Source organism: Vibrio genomosp. F6 (genome assembly GCF_005146325.1).
Taxonomy (GTDB): Bacteria; Pseudomonadota; Gammaproteobacteria; order Enterobacterales; family Vibrionaceae; genus Vibrio; species Vibrio cortegadensis.
This window is the reverse complement of record NZ_SYUT01000013.1, coordinates 1-25,179: the sequence shown is the minus strand read 5'-3', so window position 1 is coordinate 25,179 and position 25,179 is coordinate 1. Positions and strand designations below refer to the sequence as shown.

20 protein-coding genes and 1 pseudogene are annotated in these 25,179 nt (G+C 39.1%); 7 read left to right on the top strand and 14 right to left on the bottom strand.

The genetic code is table 11. The features are described 5' to 3' along the window. Window positions 1–72 precede the first annotated feature (72 nt). The 3 genes from ileS to murJ form a co-directional block, all read right to left on the bottom strand. The gene (gene ileS, locus FCV43_RS04225) at window positions 73–2,931 is read right to left on the bottom strand and encodes an isoleucine--tRNA ligase (RefSeq protein WP_136994122.1); all 2,859 of its coding nucleotides are present in this window, start codon (window positions 2,929–2,931) and stop codon (window positions 73–75) included. A gap of 64 nt (window positions 2,932–2,995) precedes the next feature. Next, window positions 2,996–3,943, bottom strand: coding sequence for a bifunctional riboflavin kinase/FAD synthetase (gene ribF, locus FCV43_RS04220; RefSeq protein WP_136994121.1), 948 nt, complete (start codon window positions 3,941–3,943; stop codon window positions 2,996–2,998). 107 nt (window positions 3,944–4,050) lie between these two features. Next, a complete protein-coding gene (gene murJ / locus FCV43_RS04215; protein ID WP_113799360.1) occupies window positions 4,051–5,613 on the bottom strand; it encodes a murein biosynthesis integral membrane protein MurJ in 1,563 nt (520 codons plus the stop codon). Window positions 5,614–5,875: 262 nt separating this feature from the next. Between murJ and rpsT the strand changes: the two genes are divergently transcribed. Beyond that, window positions 5,876–6,136 carry a 30S ribosomal protein S20 gene (gene rpsT, locus FCV43_RS04210; RefSeq protein WP_017053673.1) on the top strand — a complete coding sequence of 87 codons (261 nt, stop codon included), beginning with the start codon at window positions 5,876–5,878 and terminating at the stop codon, window positions 6,134–6,136. A gap of 184 nt (window positions 6,137–6,320) precedes the next feature. Here the strand turns inward: rpsT and FCV43_RS04205 are convergent, their stop codons facing one another. Continuing rightward, window positions 6,321–6,617 carry an ArsR/SmtB family transcription factor gene (locus tag FCV43_RS04205; RefSeq protein ID WP_017053674.1) on the bottom strand — a complete coding sequence of 99 codons (297 nt, stop codon included), beginning with the start codon at window positions 6,615–6,617 and terminating at the stop codon, window positions 6,321–6,323. Window positions 6,618–6,702: 85 nt separating this feature from the next. Next, entirely contained in the window at window positions 6,703–7,593 is an 891-nt protein-coding gene (gene nhaR / locus FCV43_RS04200) for a transcriptional activator NhaR (protein ID WP_113799362.1), read from the bottom strand. Between the two features lie 396 nt (window positions 7,594–7,989). Here nhaR and FCV43_RS04195 point away from each other — a divergent pair, with 396 nt between their 5' ends. Then, entirely contained in the window at window positions 7,990–9,138 is a 1,149-nt protein-coding gene (locus FCV43_RS04195) for a Na/Pi symporter (RefSeq protein WP_216599552.1), read from the top strand. Between the two features lie 138 nt (window positions 9,139–9,276). On the opposite strand, the pseudogene FCV43_RS04190 reads toward FCV43_RS04195, so the two are convergent. From FCV43_RS04190 to FCV43_RS04175, 4 genes and pseudogenes are all read right to left on the bottom strand, one after another. Next, window positions 9,277–9,573, bottom strand: a pseudogene (locus FCV43_RS04190) (thymidylate synthase); the annotation flags it as partial. Window positions 9,574–9,831: 258 nt separating this feature from the next. Next, a complete protein-coding gene (locus tag FCV43_RS04185) occupies window positions 9,832–10,899 on the bottom strand; it encodes a ParA family protein (protein ID WP_136994120.1) in 1,068 nt (355 codons plus the stop codon). Then, window positions 10,899–11,375, bottom strand: a complete 477-nt coding sequence (locus FCV43_RS04180; protein WP_136994119.1) for a hypothetical protein — start codon at window positions 11,373–11,375, stop codon at window positions 10,899–10,901. The genes FCV43_RS04185 and FCV43_RS04180 overlap by 1 nt, the downstream gene beginning before the upstream one ends. 637 nt (window positions 11,376–12,012) lie before the next feature. After that, a complete protein-coding gene (locus FCV43_RS04175; RefSeq protein ID WP_240697123.1) occupies window positions 12,013–12,438 on the bottom strand; it encodes a hypothetical protein in 426 nt (141 codons plus the stop codon). A 623-nt stretch (window positions 12,439–13,061) separates the two neighbouring features. Between FCV43_RS04175 and FCV43_RS04170 the strand changes: the two genes are divergently transcribed. From FCV43_RS04170 to FCV43_RS04160, 3 genes are read left to right on the top strand one after another with little or no spacing between them, the layout of a single operon-like run. Further along, a complete protein-coding gene (locus FCV43_RS04170; RefSeq protein ID WP_136994118.1) occupies window positions 13,062–14,327 on the top strand; it encodes a metallophosphoesterase family protein in 1,266 nt (421 codons plus the stop codon). Beyond that, on the top strand, window positions 14,317–16,089 hold the full coding sequence (locus tag FCV43_RS04165; protein ID WP_136994117.1) for a hypothetical protein: 1,773 nt from the start codon (window positions 14,317–14,319) through the stop codon (window positions 16,087–16,089). Before FCV43_RS04170 ends, FCV43_RS04165 begins: the two co-directional genes overlap by 11 nt. Then, the gene (locus FCV43_RS04160) at window positions 16,089–16,955 is read left to right on the top strand and encodes a transcription elongation factor GreB (protein ID WP_136994116.1); all 867 of its coding nucleotides are present in this window, start codon (window positions 16,089–16,091) and stop codon (window positions 16,953–16,955) included. Before FCV43_RS04165 ends, FCV43_RS04160 begins: the two co-directional genes overlap by 1 nt. A 96-nt stretch (window positions 16,956–17,051) precedes the next feature. On the opposite strand, the gene FCV43_RS04155 is transcribed toward FCV43_RS04160, so the two are convergent. Beyond that, the gene (locus FCV43_RS04155; RefSeq protein ID WP_136994115.1) at window positions 17,052–18,431 is read right to left on the bottom strand and encodes a DEAD/DEAH box helicase; all 1,380 of its coding nucleotides are present in this window, start codon (window positions 18,429–18,431) and stop codon (window positions 17,052–17,054) included. Then, window positions 18,425–18,937, bottom strand: coding sequence for a hypothetical protein (locus tag FCV43_RS04150; RefSeq protein ID WP_276607063.1), 513 nt, complete (start codon window positions 18,935–18,937; stop codon window positions 18,425–18,427). Before FCV43_RS04150 ends, FCV43_RS04155 begins: the two co-directional genes overlap by 7 nt. Window positions 18,938–19,051: 114 nt before the next feature. Here FCV43_RS04150 and FCV43_RS04145 point away from each other — a divergent pair, with 114 nt between their 5' ends. Both FCV43_RS04145 and FCV43_RS04140 read left to right on the top strand, forming a co-directional pair. Next, entirely contained in the window at window positions 19,052–19,369 is a 318-nt protein-coding gene (locus tag FCV43_RS04145) for a helix-turn-helix domain-containing protein (protein WP_136994113.1), read from the top strand. Window positions 19,370–19,449: 80 nt separating this feature from the next. Next, on the top strand, window positions 19,450–20,310 hold the full coding sequence (locus FCV43_RS04140) for a thymidylate synthase (RefSeq protein ID WP_136994112.1): 861 nt from the start codon (window positions 19,450–19,452) through the stop codon (window positions 20,308–20,310). A 31-nt stretch (window positions 20,311–20,341) separates the two neighbouring features. Here the strand turns inward: FCV43_RS04140 and FCV43_RS04135 are convergent, their stop codons facing one another. The 3 genes from FCV43_RS04135 to FCV43_RS04125 form a co-directional block, all read right to left on the bottom strand. Continuing rightward, on the bottom strand, window positions 20,342–20,821 hold the full coding sequence (locus FCV43_RS04135) for a hypothetical protein (protein WP_136994111.1): 480 nt from the start codon (window positions 20,819–20,821) through the stop codon (window positions 20,342–20,344). After that, window positions 20,821–22,857 (bottom strand): hypothetical protein, encoded by a 2,037-nt coding sequence (locus FCV43_RS04130; protein WP_136994110.1) that lies wholly within the window; start codon window positions 22,855–22,857, stop codon window positions 20,821–20,823. The genes FCV43_RS04135 and FCV43_RS04130 overlap by 1 nt, the downstream gene beginning before the upstream one ends. 2 nt (window positions 22,858–22,859) lie before the next feature. Beyond that, on the bottom strand, window positions 22,860–25,179 hold a 2,320-nt coding region (locus FCV43_RS04125), incomplete at its 5' end, for a tyrosine-type recombinase/integrase (protein WP_136994109.1).

Sequence of the window (25,179 nt, the reverse complement as noted above, 5' to 3'; positions counted from 1 at the left end):
AAACAACCCCAGTAAATACTGGGGCTGCTAAATAGATTAAAAGTTCAATGCAATCGTAAATAATTGAATTGGTTAAGCGTATTTACGCTCTTCACCTTCACCAGATACGTTTGTTGCACAGCGACCACATACTTTCTCGTGACCTTCGATTGTGCCGACATCTGATGTATGGTGCCAACAACGATCACACTTCTCAGCTTCTGTTGCCGCGACTTCTACGAATAGACCTTCAACATCAGTAGCGTGTGCACTGTCTGTTTTTTCGCTTAGCGCTTTCACTTGTGCTTTAGACGTTAGCAATACAAAACGCAGTTCATCTTCTAGCTTGTTAATGGTTGCCGCTAGAGCATCATCAGCGTAAAGCGTCACTTCAGCTTGAAGTGAACCACCAATGGTTTTCTCTTTACGAGCATCTTCTAGAAGTTTGTTTACTGCGCCACGAACGCCTTGGATTTCAGTCCAAAATTCGTTGTTCAGAGCTTCTTCTTCAGATAGAGCAACCAAACCGTCAAACCATTCGCCAGTGAATACAAACTTATCACGTGTGCCTGGCATTTCGTTCCAGATTTCATCAGCAGTGAATGACATGATTGGAGCCATCCAACGAACCAATGCTTCTACGATGTAGTAAAGCGCTGATTGACAGCTGCGTTGAGCGTGTCCGCCCAATTTCGCAGTGTACTGACGGTCTTTGATTACGTCTAAGTAGAAAGAGCCCATTTCGATAGAGCAGAACTGCATAAGACGTTGTGTTACGCCGTGTGTGTTGTACTCACCGTATGCTGCAACAATCTCTTCTTGTGCTGCGAATGCACGACCCACAGCCCAACGATCCAGAGCAACCATATCTTCAACTGGTACTAAATCAGTTTCAGGGTTGAAGCCGTTTAGGTTTGCTAGGAAGAAACGTGCGGTGTTACGAATACGACGGTAAGCATCCGCTGAACGCTTAAGGATTTCATCAGAAACCGCAACTTCGCCAGTGTAGTCTGTCGAAGCAACCCACAGACGCAGAATATCCGCACCTAGTTTGTTGGTTACATCTTTAGGCGCGACAACGTTACCGATAGATTTAGACATCTTACGGCCGTTACCATCTACCACGAAACCATGCGTAAGCACTTGCTTGTAAGGCGCTACGTCTTTCATCGCGATAGATGAAATCAGTGAAGACTGGAACCAGCCACGGTGTTGGTCTGAACCTTCAAGGTAAAGATCAGCGCTGTGAGTTCTCTCTTCATTAGGGAAGTTGTACTCTTCACGAGAATCCACAACAGAGAAGTGCGTCACACCCGAGTCGAACCATACGTCTAGCGTATCCATGACTTTTTCGTACTTATCAGCGTCTTCTGCGCCCATAAGTTCAGCTGTGTCAACATCCCACCAAGCTTGAATGCCTTTCTCTTCAACAAGCTTCGCTACTTTTTCAATAAGCGCTGGGCTATCTGGGTGAAGTTCTGACGTCTCTTTGTGAACGAACAGAGCAATTGGTACACCCCAAGTACGTTGACGAGAGATACACCACTCAGGGCGACCTTCAACCATACCTTCGATGCGGCTTTGACCCCATTCAGGCAACCACTCAACACTCTTAATTGACTCTAGTGCTTTTGCACGTAGGCCAGCTTGATCCATTGAGATGAACCATTGTGGTGTTGCACGGAAAATGATTGGCGTTTTGTGTCTCCAGCAATGTGGGTAGCTGTGCTCATAAGCGTGGTGGTGCAGTAATGCGCCTTTCTCTTTCAATACTTCTAGTACTGAATCGTTCGCTTTAAACACGTGCTGACCAGCAAATAGCTCTGTATCTGGTAGATAAACACCATTTGAGCCAACTGGGTTTGCGATTTCTAGGTCGTATTTTTTACCAACCACGAAATCTTCTTGACCATGGCCAGGAGCGGTATGAACCACACCAGTACCAGAATCAGTTGTTACGTGATCACCCAGAACAGCAGGAACCGTGAAATCGTAGAATGGGTGGTTGAATTGAGTAAGCTCAAGATCCGCACCGCTTGCAAAACCAAGGTTATGGAAGTGTGCAATACCAGCACGATCCATCACATCTTTTGCTAATTCAGAAGCCACAATAATACGTTGAGCCGCTTGCTCTTCCGTTGCTTCGACTTGAACCATTACGTATTCAAGATCTTCACGCAGACAAACTGCACGGTTAGCCGGTAGCGTCCAAGGCGTTGTTGTCCAGATAACAATAGAAAGCTCACCTTCACCAGCGTGATCGCCAGCCAGAGAGAATTTACCTACTGTTGCAGCTTCGTCTGCCGCAAGGAATTTAACGTCAATTGATGGCGATACTTTATCTTTATATTCAACTTCAGCTTCGGCTAACGCACTGCCACAATCTGTACACCAGTGAACAGGTTTGAAACCTTTCAGTAAGTGACCTTGATCAGCAATTTTACCAAGAGAACGGATGATGTTCGCTTCTGTACCAAAGTCCATAGTGCGGTATGGCTTATCCCACTCGCCCATGATACCTAAACGTTTAAAGCTCTCTTTCTGACCTTCAACTTGAACAGCAGCGTACTTACGGCACTCTTCACGGAATTCAGAGGCTGTGATCTTCTGACCAGGCTTGCCTTTCTTCTTCTCTACCATCAATTCGATTGGTAGACCGTGACAGTCCCAACCAGGGATGTACGGTGCATCAAAACCAGAAAGCGTTTTCGATTTAATAATAATGTCTTTAAGAATCTTGTTCAGCGCGTGACCAATATGAATATCACCGTTAGCGTATGGAGGGCCATCGTGTAATACGAAAGATTTTTTACCTTTCTTTGCTTTACGGATTTCACCGTAAAGATCTTCTTTATACCAACGCTTAAGCATTTCTGGTTCGCGATTGGCTAAGTTGCCACGCATTGGGAACCCTGTTTCAGGTAGGTTCAGGGTATCTTTATAATCACTCATCGATTCTTAATTCCGTTATATTGGGCGAAGTTTAGACATTATGCTAATCGGTGGAATTGTCCGATTAACGTTTAGGCTGAAGCAACCACACCCTTGCGGCTTCAGCATCCAATTCTATTTGTTGCTTAAGAGCATCAAATGATTCAAATTTCTTTTCGTCGCGTAATTTATGCAAAAGCGTTACTTCTAACTGCTTACCGTATAAATCCGCGCTAAAATTAAATAAATGTACTTCTAGTTGCTGACGAACGCCATCAACTGTTGGCCTTTGACCTATATTTGCTACCCCACCGACAGGCTGTTCTCCAAGACCTAATGCTTGAACAACATACACCCCTGACACTGGAGATACACAGCGTTTTAATGGGATATTCGCGGTTGGAAAGCCAATGGTTCGACCTAATTTTCGACCATGAGAAACACGACCATTAATACTGTATTCTCGGCCAAGCATCTCAGCCGATGCTTTCATGTCATCTGCGGCTAATGCTTCTCGAATGGCGGTGCTACTGACTCTTTTCTGTAAGCCATTATTTTTAAAACAATAACTTTGAGTACTCACGACCTGAAAACCAAACTCCTCTCCTGCTTTTTTGAGCATAGAAAAGTTGCCTTCTCGGCCTTTACCAAAACAAAAATCATCACCAACGACTAGAAATCTAACACCCAAACGAGTGACCAACAAGTCACGAATAAAGGCTTCTGCCGATAAATTAGCAAAGTACGCATTAAAATTCACACAAAGTAAACGATCTATATCCAGCTTGCTGAGCTGTACATATTTATCACGCAATCGAGTTAGTCTCGCCGGAGCTTTGTCTTTAGCAAACAATTCCATTGGCTGAGGTTCAAACGTCATGACTACCGAAGGTAAACCTAAAACATCTGCTTGTTCAGACACTTGGCTTAAAACTTCTTGATGCCCTAAATGAACACCATCAAAGTTACCGATAGTGAGTACACAGCCATGATGCTGCGACTTTATATTATGAATGCCTCGGATCAATTCCATTTGAATTAACTAAAAACCTATATTTATCATTAAACACTGTATGAAACCGACGGATTATATACTAATTGTTACGTTTCCACTATTGCTCAGTCAGCATCCAAAAACGCTTAATCAGTTCCCACTTTTAAGTCTTTCAAGCGTAAACCAAGAAGTAACACGGTTAATAGATAAGAACCCGCTCCCGCTGCGATCAAATAAACAAGGGTGAGCACTCTCTGGCTAAAGTTCCACGTCAACCAAAGGGACATATCATCAAGCAACCAAATCACCGTAGCGACCATAACACCACCAGCAACCATTAACCGCGCGACAAACAGTAATGTTCTCTTTGTGAGGCGATACACGCCCTGAATATGCAGACCTCGATACAAGAGCGCCATATTGACAAAAGCAGAGAGCGCCGTCGCCATGGCAAGTCCAACATATCCATAGAGTGATGCAAATATGGCGTTAAATACCATATTGGTCACCATCGCAATAATGCCATATTTAACGGGTGTTTTCGTATCCTGACGTGAGTAATAACCGGGAGCAAGCACCTTAATCAGCATGAAATTAAGTAGGCCGGATGCGTAAGCAAGGAGAGAAAGAGAAGCTTGTTGGACATCATGAGGAGAAAACTCTCCACGCATAAACAGAACCATCAACATGGGTTTTGCCAATACCATCAGCCCTAGCATTGCTGGTACCCCAAGAAGAGTCACCATTCGAACCCCCCAATCCATCGTGTGGGAGAAGCCTTCACTTTGAGCATCAACATGTTTACGCGATAACGCAGGCAGTATGACGGTCGCAATCGCGATACCGAATAGCCCTAAAGGAAATTCGAGTAAACGGTCTGAGTAATAAAGCCAACTGATTGATCCCGTTGCGAGAAAACTGGCAATGAAAGTATCAAACAACAAATTGATCTGGCTTACCGACACACCAAATAACGCTGGGATCATTAATGTGCGAATTTTTACCACCCCCGGATCATGCCAACCCCATTGAGGTTTAACCAGCATGCCCGCCTTGATAAGAAATGGCAGTTGAAAAAGAAACTGTACTAACCCACCTAAAAAAACCCCAATTGCTAATCCAATTTCTGGCTGTTCTAAGTTAGGCGCAAGAAAAAGCGCGCAGCCAATGATCATCACATTCAGAAAAACAGGCGTAAATGATGAGACGGCAAACTTACCAAGTGTATTTAAGATCGCTCCAGATAACGCGACAAAAGTGATAAACCATAAGTAGGGAAACGTTATCTTTAACATGAAGCTTGCTAACTCAAACTTACCGGCATCCGGTCCATCGTTTAGCCAGTCAATAAACCAACCCGCGCCAAACATAGCCGTTACGACCCCAGAGCCTAAAACGCCGATTAACGTTACGATAGTGACAATGACACCTAATGTACCCGACGCCCTCGCGATAAGTTCTCTAGTCTTATCTTTATCTCCAGAGGCGTGATATTCCGTTAGAACAGGAACAAAAGCTTGAGAAAACGCACCTTCCGCGAATAAGCGACGTAAAAAGTTAGGAATTTTATTAGCAAAGAAAAATACATCGGCACTTGCCCCTGCTCCCATTAAATTGGCTACTACCACGTCGCGAACTAAGCCTAGAACACGAGAAATAAAAGTCATCGCACTTACAATCAAGCCTGACTTTAATAGTCGTTTACTCACAAAAACCTCGGAATGCTATCAATGCTATGTCATTGAGTTTGCGTCATGTTGATGACTATCGTCGTTCAACTATCATATTTATTAGCATTGGTATAAAAATGCTGTTAGAATCCCCGCCATCTTAACCGCGATAACCTTTCCATACCAAAGTTTGTTTGGTTCAGGTGGGTTTTTGCACAAATCATTTGACATTTAAGCGCCTATGAGGGATAGTCCTCGCCCTTAAATTGTCACCGAACTAAAGTTTTTGGGAGTTAGACCCTTGGCAAACTGTAAATCTGCTAAGAAGCGCGCTATCCAAGCTGAGAAACGTCGCCAGCACAATGCTAGCCGTCGTTCTATGATGCGCACTTACATGAAAAAAACAATCGCAGCTATTGAAGCTGGCGATAAAGAAGCTGCAACTGCTGCACTAGTAGAAGTTACACCGCTTCTAGACCGTATGGCGACTAAAGGCCTTATTCATAAGAATAAAGCTGCACGTCATAAGTCTCGTTTCACTGCTGCAATCAAAGCTCTTTAATAGAAATTTGATTCTAGTGAACGAAAAAAACCGGCTTTTGCCGGTTTTTTTATATCTAAATTTTATAGCCGTAAACAAAACCTCACCTTCAGACTGCATCATTAAATATTTAAACGATAAAAAAGGCTGATATTTTCATACCAACCTTCTCTCATTGATCACGCTCTATGGCGACTATCTAAAATTAGTCCTGACAGTAAAGTCCATGAAGCAATTCAATCATCGCCTTCACTTCTTTACTACTTAAGCTGTAGTAAACCGTCTGCGCTTCTTTACGAGTATCAACCAAGCCATCTCTACGCAACCACGCTAGGTGTTGTGATAATGCAGATTGACTCAATTCTAAATTACAGCACAACTCACCGACAGAGAGTTCTTGATTGTGCAATAAACATAAGATTTGCAAGCGTCTTTCATTCGCCATGGCCTTCAGCAAAACAACCGCATTCGCAGAGTTTTTTTCCATCTCTTCAAGGTTCATGTACTACCCCTGTAAAATAAGTGTAACTTTATATGTTTTTATAATAATTCGATGATAATCCATTTACTGGCGATAATAAAAGCGATCATTTAAACAATTGACTAAAATCGGCGTCACATACATTTTTTACGGCTGGATGTTGGATCATCCTTTCAGCAAAAATGACATAATATTCTTCTTTTAGCTCATCCATATGCCCTAATAACTGCAATGTACGCTCATCTTCTATCTCGTTCATATACAAGCTTGGGGCTAAGAAAATCACATCTTGGTGGTAGCGTGAGAAAGCTTTCATTAAAGCAACATCATCAAATTCACCTAAAATATTAGGCTGAAGCCCTTGGCGATCAAACCACTGTAGAACTTTCCGCCCCATTGATGTTCGGCTCCCAGGGATGAGCAATTTGCGTTCTTCCAAAACAGCTGGAAAACTCACATTTTCCACATTACCCGTACAGAAGAAGCTCATATTTGTTTCACCAAGCTTCTTACTAAATAAACCCGGGATCTTGCCTGAATCAACCGGACAGTCAGATAAAATCATATCCAGTTTATGCTGAGATAAACGTTCTAGTAACATTTCATGAGTCGACTCAAAGCAACGTAGGTGAATGCTGTCATCATCAGGAACCGTAGTCATTAAGATTTTACTTACAACTCGCTTGGAGAGCGCATCCGCCACCCCTACCTCAAATAATATGTTGGAGTGCTGACTGTAGTTAACAATATCAAGCATTTCATAGCTCAAGCCGAACATACGATCAGCGTATTTAAAAACCAGTTGCCCAAGCTCTGTCGGTTCGATACTACGACCATTACGCTTAGTCAGTTTCCCATCCATACGCTCTTCGAGAGCTTTAATTTGACCGGTAACTGTTTGTGGCGTCAAAAACAGCGCATCCGCCGCTTTCGTTACTGAGCCTTGTTTACACACCATCCAGAAATAATATAGGTGGTTATAGTTTAAATGAGACATTGTTAGCCATCGTGCTAGTCATTTGAGTATGCCTTTATAGCAAATGTTACATCACACAACAAACTATCGGAAATTACGACCAGTTCAAACTAATTCCATACTTTTCCCGAACAATGATGTTCATATTTAAAATAAAAAAGTAATAGGAATGCCATTTAATTGAAATTAATTACTCGATAGACATCTAGACACCTCAAACAATTTACGCTTTAAAAACCTTTAATATCAGCACCTTAAAACCACAAATCACAGGCAAAATGAATATTTCCTGAGAATTCATACAAAAAAATTTCTTCGCCACATAAGTGTCATATTACTGAAATATTTAACCTCTAACATCGCGGACAGATTCAACAATCGACCAAACCTACTTTAAATGGTCAAACGGAGATAACTATGATTAACCAAGCAACTGCTGCTGCAGCGCCGATTTCAAGCACGACTCGTTGGCTACGCTGGGCTAACTTGGCGTTCATGCTATACCTACTTTTACTTGCTGTTTCTATGGTTGGAAGCGGCTTCAAATTAGCAACAGGTGAACAGGCAAAAGTTCTATTTGAATTTGCTTCACACCCTGTAGCCGGTTTAATGATTGGCTTAGTTGCGACAGCTTTAATTCAATCTTCAAGTACCGTCACATCGATTATTGTTGGCCTTGTGGCTGGTGGCTTGCCTGTTGAAACCGCCATTCCTATGATCATGGGTGCAAACATTGGTACAACAGTCACCAATACATTAGTGAGCCTAGGCCACGTTCGATGTAATCAAGAGTTCAAACGAGCTTTTGCTAGTGCCACTATCCATGACTTCTTTAATTTACTCGCAGTCGCTATTTTCTTACCATTAGAGATGGCGTTTGGCATTCTAGAAAAGATTTCACACTGGTTAGTTTCGCCAATGCTAGCAACCGGTGATATGAGCATTAAAGGCTTAAACTTTATAAAGCCAATCACTAAACCTGTTGTCAGCGCGCTTAAAGAGCCTCTATCAACCTTTGGGGATGTCGCTGGTGGTATTGCGCTTATTGTTCTCGGTATTGCGACCATCTTCGTTGCTATCACCGTCATGGGTAAGTTGATGAAGAGCCTAATGGTTGGTCGTGCTCGTGAGATTCTAAAGAACGCGATTGGTCGTGGACCGATTCATGGCATTGTTTCAGGATCTATCGTTACGGTACTCGTACAATCGTCTTCAACAACGACAAGCTTGATGGTACCACTGGTTGGTACTGGCGTGCTTAAAGTTCGCGATGTGTACCCATTTACCCTTGGAGCAAACATTGGTACGTGTATTACAGCCCTATTAGCTGCAACGGCTGTATCTGGTGAGTTTGCCGTGTTCGCACTACAGATTGCTTTGGTTCACTTAGCCTTTAACATTCTGGCGACGGTATTTATCTTCGGTATTCCGTTCCTTCGTGAACTGCCTGTTAAGTGTGCTGACTTTATTTCAGACATGGCGGTTAAGAATAGAGGTATTGTGGCCGCTTACTTAGTCAGCGTGTTTATCATCATGCCAGGTACAATCCTCGCATTAACGGTTTAATTTCTCAGCTTAATTAGCGATGAGCTTAGTTAACTATGAGCTTAATTCTCTATGAATAGTAAAAAAGCCCCAACACCGAAAGGTATTGGGGCTTTTTAGTATTAGATTCGTTTACGGCAATATGAGTTTACAGTGACATCACACCGAGAATGGGTATTTGATACCTTCATGAGACTCATAACCTTCAACCTCAAAGTCATCTAAAGTCACCCATGTTTCTAGATCTTCTAACGATTGGATCTTCGGGTTAATTTTAAATCGAGGAACCGATAAAGGTTCACGCTTCAGCTGAATATCACGCATTGGTGCAAGTTGGTCTTCATAAATATGTGCATTTACAATCTTATGATATGCCACACCCGCTTTCTTACCGGTTATCTGCGCCATGATGGCAAGAAATGCATAAACTTGAACCATATTAAAATTAAGCCCTAAGATTTTTAAGCCCCAAATTTTATGCATAATTCGTATGTTTTAAAGTAGATTGACCGGCATTTTTCTACTATGCACTTGCGATTGTGCACAATAACAGCCCAAAGCTAAGATGCTAACCAAAAAACTTAATTAGGAGAGCTAAATAAAGCATTCTAGCTAAGAGACTTGGTGTTGCCTAACTTCTGAATCCTTTCAGTCGACAGAGCTAAAGGTAAAGTGGAGAAAGAGGTTAAGACACCTCCCCCTCTAAGTTAATACCTATCTTGAACTACCAGAAAAAACCCGAAGAACTAATTTTCTATAAGTTGAAAACACTCTTCCAATAGCTCTTCTAGCTGGCTCAATACCAGAGAATACAGACAAGACAACCAGTAAAGCGATAGATGATTGAATAGTAACTTTTTCAAAATTAAAGATTGACATCTGGTCGTAAAAGATTGCACTCCCAAGAGCTAGTGATATAAATGAAATCATCATTCCACCGATCAGTGAATCATTATCCCTTAAGCTTAAACCTCTGTAATCTTTAAAATTCAACGATCTCAAATTTGGCTTTGTAATCACCTCTGGATAGAGTTTGTAAATCACATGCCATATTTGAGAGGAAAACATGCTAGCCCGGGCAGGTAGATCACCAACAAGAAAACTTTTTGTTGCGTCTAAATCGAAAGGCACAGAGTCCAGATATTGAGATTTAAAGCTAGCAGTGCCTGCTCGCGCAATCGAACTTGGATCATCAAAGACTTTATTAATCATAAAGCCTGATAGCTTATCTGACATGTTATTGTCATAGAGTGTATCTACTAAAAACTGAGTCGCCTGAAAAGACGTTGTGTCTGTTTCAGCAACGATGACAATATCATCGGCAGCAGTGCATACCATTAGTGATTCCGTATCAATCCCCCCTCTACAATCAATTAGAATAAAGTCATACTTTTCTTTACCCTTTTCAATCAATCGTTCAAATAGAGTCCCAACATCAGTATTTGATGATGATTTCAAATACCTTCTGTGATCACCAACACCGATAAAGTCTGAATTCTCAAACCCTTTCATACTCTGTGAGTATCGGTTTAAAGATTCAGTAGTCAATTTTTCTAGGGAGGAGAGGTTTGTTAACCCAACACTGATATTGGCTACGGTATTTAACCCCATATAGTAAGTTAGGCCTGCAGTGCCATAATCAGCATCAATTAACAGAACCTTGTGACCCAATGAGTCCAAAATAGTAGCCATTGTTGCAGCTACCATAGTTTTTCCACTTCCACCTTTCCCGCTAACTATTGCTATTGCTTTGCAAGAGGTTGATTTTTTGTCATTTACCATTACTTATTTCCTCTTTCTGCTAGGCGTTCAATAGTGCTTTCATATTTACTCTGATTATCAACGAAGGATGTTGTCCATACATTGGTAAACAAATAGTGAGTAATAAAAAGGAGAGTGGAAAAAATAACACTAACTAGCGAGCTAAAGAAGCATATTGAGTGAAATTGGCCTGGGTCTATGCCAAAATTTTCTTTTACTAGTGCATAAACATCAGCCCCCCCAAACATGGCAACAGTGAAAAGTATAATAATCAGGCAAGCAAAGCCTAATATGACTTCCCCTCCATTGGCCTCAATTTGGAATATTTTTAGAGGAATCTTCAATACCTGCTTACTATCAGAGCCAAAATTAATGGGCTTGCTAAGTAGTTTTCCAGAAACTATTACTGCGATTGGCATTAGTATTAGCCAAGAAAAGATGAATTTTATTATTACAGCAATCCACTCAAGATTACCTTCATCAACTTTGTTAGTCATGTAAAAGTACCACCATGCTTTGATGTTCTCCTTTTCAATTTAGGGAGGCTTAACAGCTATACAACTTAAATCATTAGATCAATAAAAGCATGCGTCGCTAATCTGTTGTATTATATCAACTTAAATATTTTTTGTCTGTTGTACTTGCAAACTAACGCACACGTTTTTGTCTCCCGTGTAACCATCCTTAACACAGAGAGTAAACGAAATATGTCTGTATAAGGTTATTGGAGGACAGGTTCACCTATGCACACTTTCAACCTTCTAAATACAACAGAAAAGCCCCCCCACCTTCACGCTTCTACAACAAATCACACGCCCACCAACCATAAATAATCACACATTAACAACAAACCATAAATTAATAGTTTTTAGTAGGCTAAATTAGTCTGTCAAAGGTCACATTGAATTACTTTAATTAGGAGGGGGTTGCCTCAAAAATTCAAAAAAATCTTTATTCTAAGCAACTTTGGGCATTAATATGCTACCGGAAGTGGTTTCACTAATTCTCTGGAGAGGGAGAGGGTAAAATATTTGTAGAGATAGTAACCAAAGGTAAGTTGATGTGGTCGTTTGTTAGGTTTTAGGTTAAGACTTTGCATTATTGAAGTCTTGATATTTTTGTAATATCAACCTTCTAACCTCTGCTCCAGTGGTACTCTATATCAACAAACATTGATACCCCCTCATTCATTGCGCCCCACAATACTGGTGCAAAGGATTTAAGGGTTTCTATATTAGAGTTTTGATAGCTACGACTGTGAGGAATCTTATCAATGTTTAACCATTGTTCTACAGTATATACATCAGCTCCCTGATAGAGCCAGTCACCAATACCTTCTTTGACCAGTCCCTCGGTACCAGTTTTGATTAATACATGTCTGCCTTCACCAGTCGCATAGTAATCAATCACTAAGACCTTAAATGTTTCGTTAGATGCATTAACAGGCTCCTCAGTAAATGAAGCCATATCTTTACGACTAGTGGCAAATTCATCATCATGTGTTGCATTAGATGTAATCCTTTCAAGCCGTTCTTTTTCTAATGATTTTTTTTTATCCATAGTCCGCTTCTCTATTCGACCAAGACATTAGATAATTTATAGCACAATGAATTACTAGCCGTAAAACACACATGGGCCAAAAATGAAGTAGCCAACCTTTTTTAACTATCAATTGCAATTTACAACTTTCAGACAAGCACTCTGGATCCTACAAACTCCTGGAGTGACGAAGCAACGTACAAGATGTTACTCATGGCATGTACAAGATTTAGTTGCTTTCGGACAGGGAAAATTTGAATCTAACCTATAGTGCACCATTCTTCGGATGTATTCGTTCGCGGGGCATTGGTCTCGTAAATGCAGGAACTAGCACATTAGATAGTTCATCTTCACAACTGTGAATGGTACTTCATACAACCTGAGATAGAACGAAAGAATGTGAGTTAACGAGTCACTTCAACTCATTTAAATGGATTAAAACAAGTGTGTAAGCATACGTAATGCTTAGTGAAAACCTATTCACTAGTGCATAGTGTTTTCATCAAGCTCAATAGAATTCAGTTTCCAAATTTAGAAACCCTAAGATGTACTATTAATCATTTATACGACAATGATGGCATAAGTATTTAGATTACTGTGATAAATTACACTTTAGGGTTTTAATCATTACAGGAAGATTGGAGTTGGTTATACAAAACTCATTAAAGATCGCAGTTGTAAGTGATCTTCATTTTGTAAGCAGTGATAAAATCACAGACAGTAAATACCATTCTTGGTTGATCTTTGAACCCGATGGATCTATGAAGAATGGCCTTTGGAACAGTCTTTTAGAAAAGATACAAAAAGAGAATATTACAGCTGATATCTTGGTGTGCCCTGGCGATATAACAACTCATGCAGAAGGCTCCGCTTTAAAATTTGCATGGTCCAAACTAAATGAATTAGCCAAGGCTCTTAGTTGTAGCCAATTGGCAACAGCCACCGGTAATCATGATGTTAACAGCCGTGGGGTCGCAATTGAGAACACCATTCGGGATTTAGATAAAGACCAAAGCCTAGTAGAAAACCTGAAACAACTTACCCCTGCATACCCTCTTGTAGATTTAAAGAATCCATCAAATCAAGTTGGTCATGCAAATCGTATTCAGTACTTTGGTGCGGACTTCTTATATTCATCAGCAAATGAACTATTCAACTTAGTTCTGTTGAATAGTTGTGCCAGTCACACAAGTGACCCTACTTCGTACGAACGAGGGTATGTTTCTTCTTCGACTCATCAATGGCTTGAAGCTTCTCTTAAAGAAAAATACGATCCGATAAACAAAAAGTTGGGCCTTTTAGTCTGTCATCATCATCCCATCCTACACTCAGATCATAGTATTGGAACTTATGACTTCATGAAGGGAGGTAATGAACTCCTACAGATGCTTAATAGGTATGGAAACTGGATAGTTATACACGGGCATAAACACCACGCTAAATTATCATATTTTGCTGATGGTAGTAAAAATACGGTCGTATTTTCAGCTGGAACATTGTCTCACCATAAAGACCATCTGGGAGATAATTTCACAAATCAATTTTATATATTAGATATAGATACAACAAAAACTAAAGGGATACCAAAGGGAACGCTTGATGTTTACTCCTGGCAAGCGAATCACTGGGCACTATCCAAAAGACAAAAAGATGGTGTTTTTACTGGCGTAGGTTTTGGTGAATTAGGCTGTCTTGAAGAGTTAGCTGAGGAGATATCTAAAGAAGTTCATCCTGTAACAGGATTGGATTGGAAAGACCTACTCTTAGCTTTTCCACAATTGAAGTACCGACTGCCAAAAGATTTAGAACATTTAGAAACTAACCTTCAAGCCTACAACGTTGATATAACAACTAACGCCGATGGTGAATTTTCCAAATTAGAAAAATCAGAGGTAAAGCATGAAGTCTAATTTTGACGCATTCAATGCAAAACACCTAAACAGTGAAGATATAGCTAAATCGTTTGTTTCTTCTAAATTATTCTTAGAAGCAGCAAAGAATGAACACACCATACTTGTTGGCCCGAGAGGCAGTGGTAAAACCACATTTCTTCGGATGCTAAGCATTAATACCCTATCAAAGTGGAAAGAATCAGATCAACTAAACATTAATTACCAAGGTATTTATGTTCCTGGGGATTTAGTTTGGGGAGAAATGATTAGATCCTTAGAAGATGTTGGCTTAGATTCGAGGACTTCTGAGTCCTTTTCTTACAGCGCGTTCTTTACACACGTGATGATTAATACTATCGATAGTATTGAAACTTCACTGCTTCAGGTACCTAGTGATTTTTTGCAAGAAAACCACAAAAACGTGTATGACGCATACAAAGATATATGCCAGATCCTTAAACTAAAACCTGAAAGAATTTCACTATCGCGTATCAGGCACGAACTTGTTTTAAAGCTAAGTGTTCTAGGAGAGTACTCTAGAAAAATATCACTAATTGGAAATGAACAATTCAATGAAATCGAATTTGAAGAAAAAGTACCTTACGCTTATTCAGATTTAAAACTTACAATCGAGGCTGTGCTCACATCGATCGATCGCGCTTTAGAAAGACCAGAACATCGCTGGGCACTTTTACTTGATGAATTTGAGATCGCTCCCAAATATCTTCTCAACAAAGTTATTTCCAGTATGCGTTCCTCAGCTCCAAAAGTTGTATTTAAAATCGCTCTAGTTCCATGTGGTTTTCATCAAGAGATAAAGTCAGAAACAAGCGCCATCAATGACTACTCTATTGTTGAACTATGGTATGTAAAAAAAGGCGAAAGCAATGAATTTTGCTCAAACTTAGTATTGTCCAAATTTGGGTTAAGTGATCCACTTACAAAATTAGGTCCCACTAAGTTTGGTTCTAGGTTCAATTCTAATTCACGAAATTGGGTGGGTGAATTTGACGACCTATTTGAGAAAGATGATACTTTTAAAAATTTCATAACTTCTAGAAATATAGATTACAAAAAAGAATTTACATCAGATGAAGCCGTATCAAACTTAGTCAGAAAAATATCACCTATTGTTGCCTTTAGAAATGCATTCTTGAACAAATATGGAAAGAGAAAAGGCCGACGTTCGTTACCCGAGTTTTACTCGGGCTGGGAGGCTATATCAACTATAAGTGAAGGAAACCCTCGATGGCTTCTATCGGTACTAAGCCCTTTGCTTGCCAATATCTCAGTAAATAAAGTGTCAGAGCCAGCTCAAATGTCAAAAGTAGAGGCTTCTACCAATGCATATTCAGCGATGCTCAAAACACTCCCATTATCAAACAATATGGGACTATCCACCAAACAGCCTATTTTTGAGTTGTTAGAGAAAATAGGTGCTTTCTTTAATTCAAAACTGATTGATGAGCCATTCCAGATGTCTGCTAGATCTACTTTTACTGTAGATAAAAATGTAACTAAAGATGTTGAAGCAGCCTTAATGATAGCTTGGAATTATGGTGCGATAGTATCCGTTGATTCTGAAAATACGTTTGGTACATATGACAGCCTTGAAGGTATGAGGTTCAGACTTTCATATTTACTATCGCCAAAATTTGAGCTGAATTTAACTACCGGAACGGCTATTAATTTGAGCACAATTCTCAGTTCAAAACGTCCTAAGAAATCATCTAAGACTAAGTCTGAGTTATCCAACAAACAAAGGGATATGTTCTCATAATGTTAAATTATAATATTAAAAATTTCGACAACATTAGTGATGACTCAATTATTGATGAAATGATGTCTAGTGACTTAATCATCACTAAGAGAGGTAAACTAAGAGATTCTATATCCTTCTTAGGTGAATCGATGTTCATTGATAAGTCAGTTATTGAACTTTCAGATGATGTAGAAAATGTTCTCAATACCTACCAAGAAAAAAACGAAAAGACAAAGGTAGCTATTGATATCTCGTTAATAGATCGCAAGTCATTAGCAGACCTTTTCTCGATGATCGCTAAGCTTGCACTAAAACACCATTATGAAATCTGCGTTATATACTCCCTTGCGCGATATGCTCCACCATCAGATCATGTACACCCGAATAGTATTGTAAAACCAGTTTCACATTTCTTTTCAGGTTGGTCTAGCCAACCAGGAATGCCTGTTCTGTCTGTTGTGGGACTTGGGTATGAGAAAGATAAAGCGATTGGTGCTATTGAGTATTTAGAAAGTTCGAAAGCTTTTCTATATGTACCCACATCCAATGAAGAAGAGTACTTTGATGATGTTGTAAATGAAAATGCTCAACTCTTAGATCAATTTGGCTTACGAAACAGATTTATATACAAACTTGAATCACCTACAGAAGCTATTTACTCCTTGGATACAGTTATAAGCGCGAACAAAAATAAGTATAAAATAGTATTGTTACCTTTCGGACCCAAGATTTTCTACGCTCTTTCTCTACTCTCATCGATACCACACCCTGAAGTGTCAGTATGGTATGTCAGTGGTGAAAGTGGAGATGGTGACTCATCTCAAGATAGGAGCGCTTCTAGTTTGATTGGGTTCAGGTTTGACATATCAGCTGCTAGAACGTAATTCAGAGAACTACTTATAAAAGCTTGTAAACTACGATGAAGGTTGTCTCCTGAGTTTTCAGGTGACGACTTTAGACAACAAATGTTGTTTCATCTATCAAGAAATCAAAAAAGCCGATATTACCCTCTGCTTAAAACTCCCAAGCTTAAGCTCATCGAACGATCCAAGTGACCTAGCTATATTGTCTGCCTGACAAGACGAGTTATTCCATACCAGCTTAGAATCTATCTCTTCTCGCGGCTCTAAAAACCTTTTTTCACAGATATAGTCACGCTTAATGACCAATTCAGCTTCTGCAAACTTATCCCACTTTGCATATATACACGACTTTGGAATATCTTGTTCGATCCTCTCGGCGAACTCTATCAAGCTTTGCTCTGCAAATGTGAATAGCCATGCTTGTTGGTTAATTGCACCACTAACTCGAAGGATACGCCCCAATACTTGCCTAAAGTACAGTTCTGTTTTTACCGAACTCATGTGACAACATACTTGAAGACGTGGAATATCAGTACCTTCACTAATCATTCCAACGCTAACAATCCATTGAGTATTGCTTCGTCTGTAACGTTCAATCTCTACCATAGGTTCTTCATGCCGATAGGTCACTATTGAAACCGATTGAGCGTACTTTTCAGAAAGTATCTTTTCAATGGTTTGTGCATGCTGAACTGAAGCCGCGACAACTAACCCTCCAGCACTCGGGGATTGAGAGCGGATTTCTGCAAGTTTTTTGCAACCTAATCCAAGCAAGTACTCCATTGCATCCTGATTATGGATGACGCTTTGATAAGAAATCTTTGTTTGCCTAATCATTTCCAGTATTGAAGAAAACGACTCAACCTTGTTATCGTTTGTCACTGTCAGATGTTCGTTATCAACTAATACAATCTTTGGGGATCTACAAACCTTATCAACGATTGCTTGCTTCAACATGTATTGATAATCAACCAATAGCCTTCCGTCAGGGTCGCTATACTCTCCCAACACTATTGGTAAAGAATCCGAACGCCATGGGGTACCTGACATTGCAAGCGTATACGTTGCGAGCCCTTGAATCTTAGTAAGGACTTGTTGCCCCCAAACGTTCGCATTTTCAATCTCAGAACCAGAACAATGATGTATCTCGTCAAAAACCACGAATACTCGGTGATTATGTAATGTCTGCCAAAATTCATCATTTAGAAATTGAATTGACTGATAGGTAAGAGCCTGTCCGATAGAACCTAACCTACCATTAAAGGTACAATTGAGGGTCTTCGAAAAGGTTTTTTTTATTCCACTTGAGACCGTTAAAGACGGTGCGAAACACAACACAAGGTCGATCATATTCTTTTCTAATAACCTTGAAGCAATAGTTGCTGCTAATACCGTTTTTCCTGCCCCTGGAGTTGCTTGGCAGAAGAAGTGCTGTTGATTTGAACTGTATTTCTGTAATGCCTTTTCTGAGCATTCTGCTTGCCACTGCCTTAGCATGACGAAATGTTCTCAGAAAGTGTTTTAAGAACGTTCGTTAGTGCATTCACTCTTCCTAATAGCTGCGCAGAGTTGTCTCTCGCTTGCTCAAGAAGTGGCGTTAGCTTTGGTTCCAGCTCAGGAAAGCGACTACAGGTCGATTGATACTCACTAATTTCCCCAAAGACTATTTCTAGCTCACCTTTGTATTGGTTGCGCTCATGCCTTAATACCGAGTAATCAGGCGAAGCGGAAATGGTAATGTTAGAGTTTTCTGACACCGTATCGGCCTGAAGACTTTTGAATAGATCGGTTTGAAAGTAGCGTTTCTTTTGCCCTGTACCTTCACTTATGAGCCAATTGTTCTTCATAAAGCGTAAGATTTGTCGGTAAATCTTACGACGAGCATCATCTCGATCAACGTAGGAGTCATCAATAGAAACAAATGCATCTCTTAGTTCTACAACCAAAAAACCATCCATCTCCATTTCAATCAATAGCTTGTGCATTTCATCACTGATTTTCAAAAAACGCTTCATGTATAGCTTACACCACCAAAACACTAAGAATTGCTTAGTATACAGAAATAGGTAAAACTAAGAAAATCTTAGTTACCATGAGATCAGAGACATGAAACTCAAGTGCCATTCGAAAACCCAATTCCAGTACGGCTCAAAGAAGCACGTAAAAAAGCAAAACTCTCGCAAAAATCGTTGGGAGTGAGCATAGGTATGGATGAAAGCTCAGCTAGCCCTAGAATGAATCAATATGAGAAGGGTAAACACTCTCCTGATATTCAGACCCTTAAGTTAATTGCAGATAAGCTCGGAGTCCCTTTAAGCTACTTTTTTTGTGAGACTAAAGTAGAGGCAGAATTAGCAGTGAGTTTTAGTCAACTGTCACCAAGCGACCAATTAAAGGTTCTAGAGGTTGCCGCACAGTTACTCGAAAAATCCTAATAATGCCCTGTTTTACAAGTGCACTGATACAGCTTATCATTTGGAACAATGATCAAAATTCAAATTGAAAAGAATAATCAATGAAAAATAAACATAGTCAGTATGAAGACTTGTGTAAACGAGTTATCAATGAAGGCGTTTGGATTGAGAACGAAAGGACTGGCAAGCGCTGCTTAACCGCTATTAATGCAGATTTAGAATATGATGTTGCTGCGAATGAATTTCCTCTAGTTACAACACGAAAAGCCTTTTGGAAAAGCGCCATAGCTGAAATGCTAGCCTACTTACGTGGCTATGATAACGCAGCCGATTTTCGTAAATTAGGTACTAAAACTTGGGACGCAAACGCTAACCAAAATGAATCATGGCTCAACAACCCACACCGTAAAGGTGAAGATGATATGGGCAGGGTATATGGAGTTCAGGGGCGTAAGTGGGCAAAGCCTGACGGTGGTTTTGTCGATCAATACAAGAAGATCATAGATAACCTAAGCAAAGGTATTGATGACAGAGGTGAAATCCTTAATTTTTACAACCCTGGTGAGTTTCACATGGGTTGTTTACGTCCTTGTATGTATAGCCATCACTTCTCAATACTTGGCGACACTCTCTATTTAAATAGCACTCAACGCAGCTGTGACGTCCCACTTGGATTAGTATTTAATCAAATTCAAGTAGCTTGGCTACTTCAAATCACAGCCCAAATTACAGGATTAAAGGCTGGAAAAGCGTTCCATAAGATCGTAAATGCTCACATCTATGAAGACCAAATAGAGCTAATGAAAGAGCAAGTTAAGAGAGAACCTTTTTCTTCACCAAAACTTATCATTAATCCAAAAATCAAATCGTTAGAAGATTTAGAAACATGGGTTACCATGGATGACTTTGAGGTTGTTAATTACCAGCACCACGAACCAATCAAGTATCCTTTTTCAGTTTAGTTTTAATATGGTAATGGGGCTTCAGCCCCATTTACTCACTTGTCTTAAGTATGTTCTCTAGTAGTACAATCCTTTCCTCAAGGGATTTTATTAATTTTCGCTCCTTTCTAAGCTCTGTTTTATGCCATTCAAGACTGTCATAATCACGTGCAGAACGAATTCTTAACTTCTCTAAGTCCCTTTCAGATTCAGAATATTTAGTAAACCAATGCAAGATCTCTAGTTTTGACTGATCCAATAAATCTTGCAAGTTCTCTTCTTGTTTCTTTTTAGTAGCTTTGATTCGGTTTGAATCTTCTTCGCGCTGCTTTGTTATTAGCTCAAGCTCTAGGCCGACCCAATCCCTCGAACCTTTTCCACCCAGGGTATTACGATGAAGCCCTGTTAACTTAGATACTTGAGCTTTGGTTGCCTTCAGTTTTTTTTCTTGTCGAATAACATCTAACGCAGACCAAATCTTATCTGTATTTTTATCGTATTGCTCTTGGTTCTTTTGATCATACTCAGCCATCAGATCAATGCCTCACCTAAATACTCTAAAACCCTTTTTGACTCTTCTATTACTTCCACTATCTGATCTTGCCTGTCTTCGTATCCCTCAGCACCGATCAATTTTAGATTCGAAAGATATATTTCACGCCATTTCGGGGCATTAGCTTTAGTCACTATGGCATTAGCACAACGAACAGGATTACACCTTAATCCACCGATACATGGCAAGGTTTCATCAAAATCTTCTCCCCCACCAAAGCAATAGCCACTGCCCACATTAATGATCGCCAAACCTTGTTTAACCATTGCTTCATATATTTCTTCTTCCGTATAGCCATCTTCCATACAGCCATTAAAGAATTTTTTGATTTTTGATAAGTGTTCGTCGGCTTTTCCACCCATATATTTTGCATTCGGATCGAAGTTAGCTTTAACTGCTTCTAACTCAGCTATATGTCTGATATCTAGTAATTTGCTCTCTTCACTTGTTATTTGATTTGCTATACCGCCATAACCGAGCGTGGATTGGCTAACTTTACCTTTACGTGCAAGCTCGTTTGTTGCCGTAACGATATGTTTTAGCTGATATGAAATGACAGGTAAGCCAACATCAGCTCTATACATTTGGTGCGCTAAACTGTGCCTGAATACATAACCATTTAATTTGCTATTAATATCTTTTTCAGATAACCCAGTTATTACCTCAAAGGATTGTTTTGTAGTCCAAGAGAGACCTTCTAACGGAGTGTTGATTTCATCAGGTTTTGATGTAAAAGTGTTTGCAAAAATATACGTATTCTTAAATATTTTACCACCTATCAACTCAATCACTTTTATTGCATCATTCATAATTGGTATCGCTACCCAGCGATCATTAAACAAGTTCCACCGGTTATCTCGCCCCTTATGCTCCTCAGATACGATAGTCATACTTTCTAAATCTAAGCAGCCATCGACCTTTAGATCTGAATATACATTTGGCCTTGCTCCCATCAGGGTCCCTATAACCCAAAGTGCAGAGTAATACGCTTTAATAAAAGCATCTTTTAAAGGCATTAATTTCTTATGTTTTCTTCGACATTTATGCTCTACATTGCATTGGGTTTTAGCTACTTTGTTATCAGGAAAAGTAGTGTTGATATCCGTGCGTGAATATCCTTGTTGATACATACGATAAGCACCATAGTCTTCAAATTCCTGTTTTGTATATGGGAACTCTTCATACCTGATGGCTAGAATTTGATAGTGATCTTCCATAATATGATCATTTACTTTTTCGCCAACCGATTTTAAAAAGCTCACAACGTTAAACGAAGCTCTATTAAGTGCTAAGTTGAACATGTCTGTTTCTAGGTAGGGTAACTTTTCGTCTTTCGTATCACTTCGTACACCGTTCTCTTTCTCGAAAGACTTCTTTATTGCATAGAAATCAGCACTACATTCAATACCAAGGGAGTGTTTTGTTTCAAGGCAATTTAAAAAGTCGAAAAATGACTTATAACTAGACACCTGGCCATTTATTGCAGTGAGTTTTAATTTAGTCTTTTTTGCTGCTTCTTCAAAGTCTAATAATGTAATTTCAGATATTTTACTACACTTATTTAAAACATACTCTCTACCGACTCTTATCTCTAACTCATAAAATAAAAAATCAAAAAAACTCAATCCTTTTTTAAACACACTGATTAATGTGTTTGGTTTTACCTCACTTTTCTTATAGCCAAAATCTCGTGGTGATGAATATACAGACAAAAACATGCACTTTATTTCAACAATAATCCCTAATGGAATCCTTTCATATAAACCGAAGTTTATTTTTACTTTTGATTTAGATACTGAAGCAGCCCTATTTTTTGTTTCCTCGTTATAGTCCCAAATCATATCACTGAATATACTATTGTGAGACACAGGAATTAAAGCTAGCTTGGTTACGTATGGATGAATATCGTCAGTCGATTCTTGATTATTAACTCCATTCAACACAAGTATATTAGAAAAAACATTTTCCCAATGAAATTTAACCTTTCTCAAATCCTCTAAATTTTTCCCATCCATTATCAATTAACCCAATTATCCAAAATAGTAGTTTCAATAAATAACGAATCTTCCTTTGCTTGCATCAAAGTATCTTTACTAAACTCGGATGTTTCAGGATTCAAAATATCATCAAGTAAAGATAGACTCTCTAACACAACCATATTGTAGGGTGTGTCTATAATCTCACTATTTTCCAATGATGCTAAATAATCTCTTTGCATCGCATAAAGTTCTGGTAAATGATTTTCAGTCAACATCACATTCTCACAAGATATACATTTATTATACTGAGAACATGGTTTTCCTTTAACATAAAAAGATGATTCTTTGATAAAATCGGGAGGGTCAAATATATTTTTGCATCCACCAAGAGGGGTTTTCATAATAATCTGACTTTCATCATATTTGTGCTGACGTTTCTGACTCGAAGTATTCTTAATTGATGGGATAGTGTTACTATAAATTCCCTCTATAGATTTCCTTACTTTATCTTGTATAACTCTATCGAAATCTAGTGTATCTAAGTATTTCATCGTGGTGTAAATAGACGAATGACCTAAGAGATATTGGATTTCTCGAATTGAAACACCTGCATCAATTAACTCACTCACAAGAGAGGGTCTGAATCTGCTTACTGTAAGTATTAACGGTTTTCCATCATCATCTTTTAGTTGATATTTTTCGACTAAATCGGAGTAAAACTTAGACATAGATGCATCGGATATTACACTGTTTTTTTTGTAAAACGTTATAAAAAGCCTGTTTGATATGCCATCATGAGCAAACTTCCTTGCTTCTGATGTCAACTTAGTTACCTCATCAAATACAGTTGCTACAAATTCATTTTGACTCGTTGTTAACCATTGAAAATTGGCATTAAACAAATCTAAATGTACCATTTTTTCCCCTGTTGAACGTTCCTTCCAATACGTCAAACAAGGCCTATTCGTTAAAGGGTGATGCTTTTGGTAATCATTTAACTCAAGTTCAAGAATAGGGGTTAAATTCATGCCCAATACTTGTGCTATTTTTAAGATATATACACCCAGATCATTACTTCTCAAGTTTCGAGTTAACACCCCCCATTCATCGTACAACTCAACCAAAGAAAGTCTCCTCGAGTGAACAAAGTGACGAAGTTTTCTTTGCCCTTTAGTCGGCTCGATTACGTACCAATGGAAGGGTATACAATTACAATCATCCTCAAAAATCACCCTAGCTTGGATCTTTGGATCATCTAAGTTTACTCGATTTCTATCTATCTTCTTGTATGGCTCCAACTTTATTTTTGCTATTGCTAGTTCTTTATCTAGCATCTTATTAATTTGTTTTCTTTCATATGGTGAGTAAGGTTTATATCTTATCGAATCTCTGACAGCTTCAAATCCATCGGCAGGTAAGTAATTGAAGTCGAAGTTTCGAATTGTTTTCAGTCGATTCAGCGTCATTCGAATTGATGACAACACTGTATTGACATATGAGATAGACAGAACACCTTCGCTTACTCTTTCACCTAGATACTCCTTAACCCTCCTCAAAGACCATGCGTCAAAGCATTCCTTAATACAACTATCTGAAAAGATTCCTTTACTACCTAGGAACTTACAATAGTGCATATACGCTTGATAGTAATTAGATATACCAGAGTCTGATGTTGCTTTTAAAGATGCTACAGCAAAAGCATGCTTAACATCTTCATAACATCCCTTACCTGAGTTAAAGCACTCAAAAGAAGAAAGTTTCTTATCTCGTAGCTTAATAAATGTTGATAACTTACCTTCCTCTTTATTTAAATGATTTTCTTTACGTATTTCATCACGCTCCTTTTTTGTTTTATAGTCTATTCCTTTAAGTGCTATAATCTCTCTAGAAAATCTTTCAAATTCACATTTAAATAATGGAAGTCTCTTGGCATTGCATTTTGTGCTTATTAAATGAACAAATACTTCCTGTTTAATTACTTTACCAACCATAGGAAGGGCTACTTTTTCCTCATCTGATAAGCTATATTTCCACTTAAGAAAAACTCTACGATAATTAAGATCTGCACCGACTGAATCGCTGCTATTTTTGACATCTCTATATGGCAAGCAAACTTTGTTTTTCAATAACAATTGATTAAGCTGTTTTCTAAGTTCGATTAAAAGTGGCTTATTAATACGCTCTACCTTACACGAAAGCTTTTTTGCTAAATAGGTTGAAGATACAAACCCAAATTGTTCAAAATAATTATCTTGTTCTTCATCGGTCAACTTTGACGAGTTCATGCCTTTCATAGATAGCTTAATATCCCATAACAAATCGGGATTCGCCTTACATTCTGTAGTGGTCAACTGATAT

Bases quoted from the DNA above. Each gene is read 5' to 3' on its own strand.
- ileS (WP_136994122.1), bottom strand. From the start codon at position 2,931: ATGAGTGATTATAAAGATACCCTGAACCTACCTGAAACAGGGTTCCCA.
- FCV43_RS04140 (WP_136994112.1), top strand. From the start codon at position 19,450: ATGAAAAATAAACATAGTCAGTATGAAGACTTGTGTAAACGAGTTATC.
- FCV43_RS04155 (WP_136994115.1), bottom strand. From the start codon at position 18,431: ATGCTAAGGCAGTGGCAAGCAGAATGCTCAGAAAAGGCATTACAGAAA.
- FCV43_RS04135 (WP_136994111.1), bottom strand. From the start codon at position 20,821: ATGGCTGAGTATGATCAAAAGAACCAAGAGCAATACGATAAAAATACA.
- FCV43_RS04165 (WP_136994117.1), top strand. From the start codon at position 14,317: ATGAAGTCTAATTTTGACGCATTCAATGCAAAACACCTAAACAGTGAA.
- FCV43_RS04175 (WP_240697123.1), bottom strand. From the start codon at position 12,438: ATGGATAAAAAAAAATCATTAGAAAAAGAACGGCTTGAAAGGATTACA.
- FCV43_RS04185 (WP_136994120.1), bottom strand. From the start codon at position 10,899: ATGGTAAATGACAAAAAATCAACCTCTTGCAAAGCAATAGCAATAGTT.
- FCV43_RS04205 (WP_017053674.1), bottom strand. From the start codon at position 6,617: ATGAACCTTGAAGAGATGGAAAAAAACTCTGCGAATGCGGTTGTTTTG.
- nhaR (WP_113799362.1), bottom strand. From the start codon at position 7,593: ATGTCTCATTTAAACTATAACCACCTATATTATTTCTGGATGGTGTGT.
- FCV43_RS04195 (WP_216599552.1), top strand. From the start codon at position 7,990: ATGATTAACCAAGCAACTGCTGCTGCAGCGCCGATTTCAAGCACGACT.
- FCV43_RS04160 (WP_136994116.1), top strand. From the start codon at position 16,089: ATGTTAAATTATAATATTAAAAATTTCGACAACATTAGTGATGACTCA.
- ribF (WP_136994121.1), bottom strand. From the start codon at position 3,943: ATGGAATTGATCCGAGGCATTCATAATATAAAGTCGCAGCATCATGGC.
- FCV43_RS04180 (WP_136994119.1), bottom strand. From the start codon at position 11,375: ATGACTAACAAAGTTGATGAAGGTAATCTTGAGTGGATTGCTGTAATA.
- FCV43_RS04130 (WP_136994110.1), bottom strand. From the start codon at position 22,857: ATGGATGGGAAAAATTTAGAGGATTTGAGAAAGGTTAAATTTCATTGG.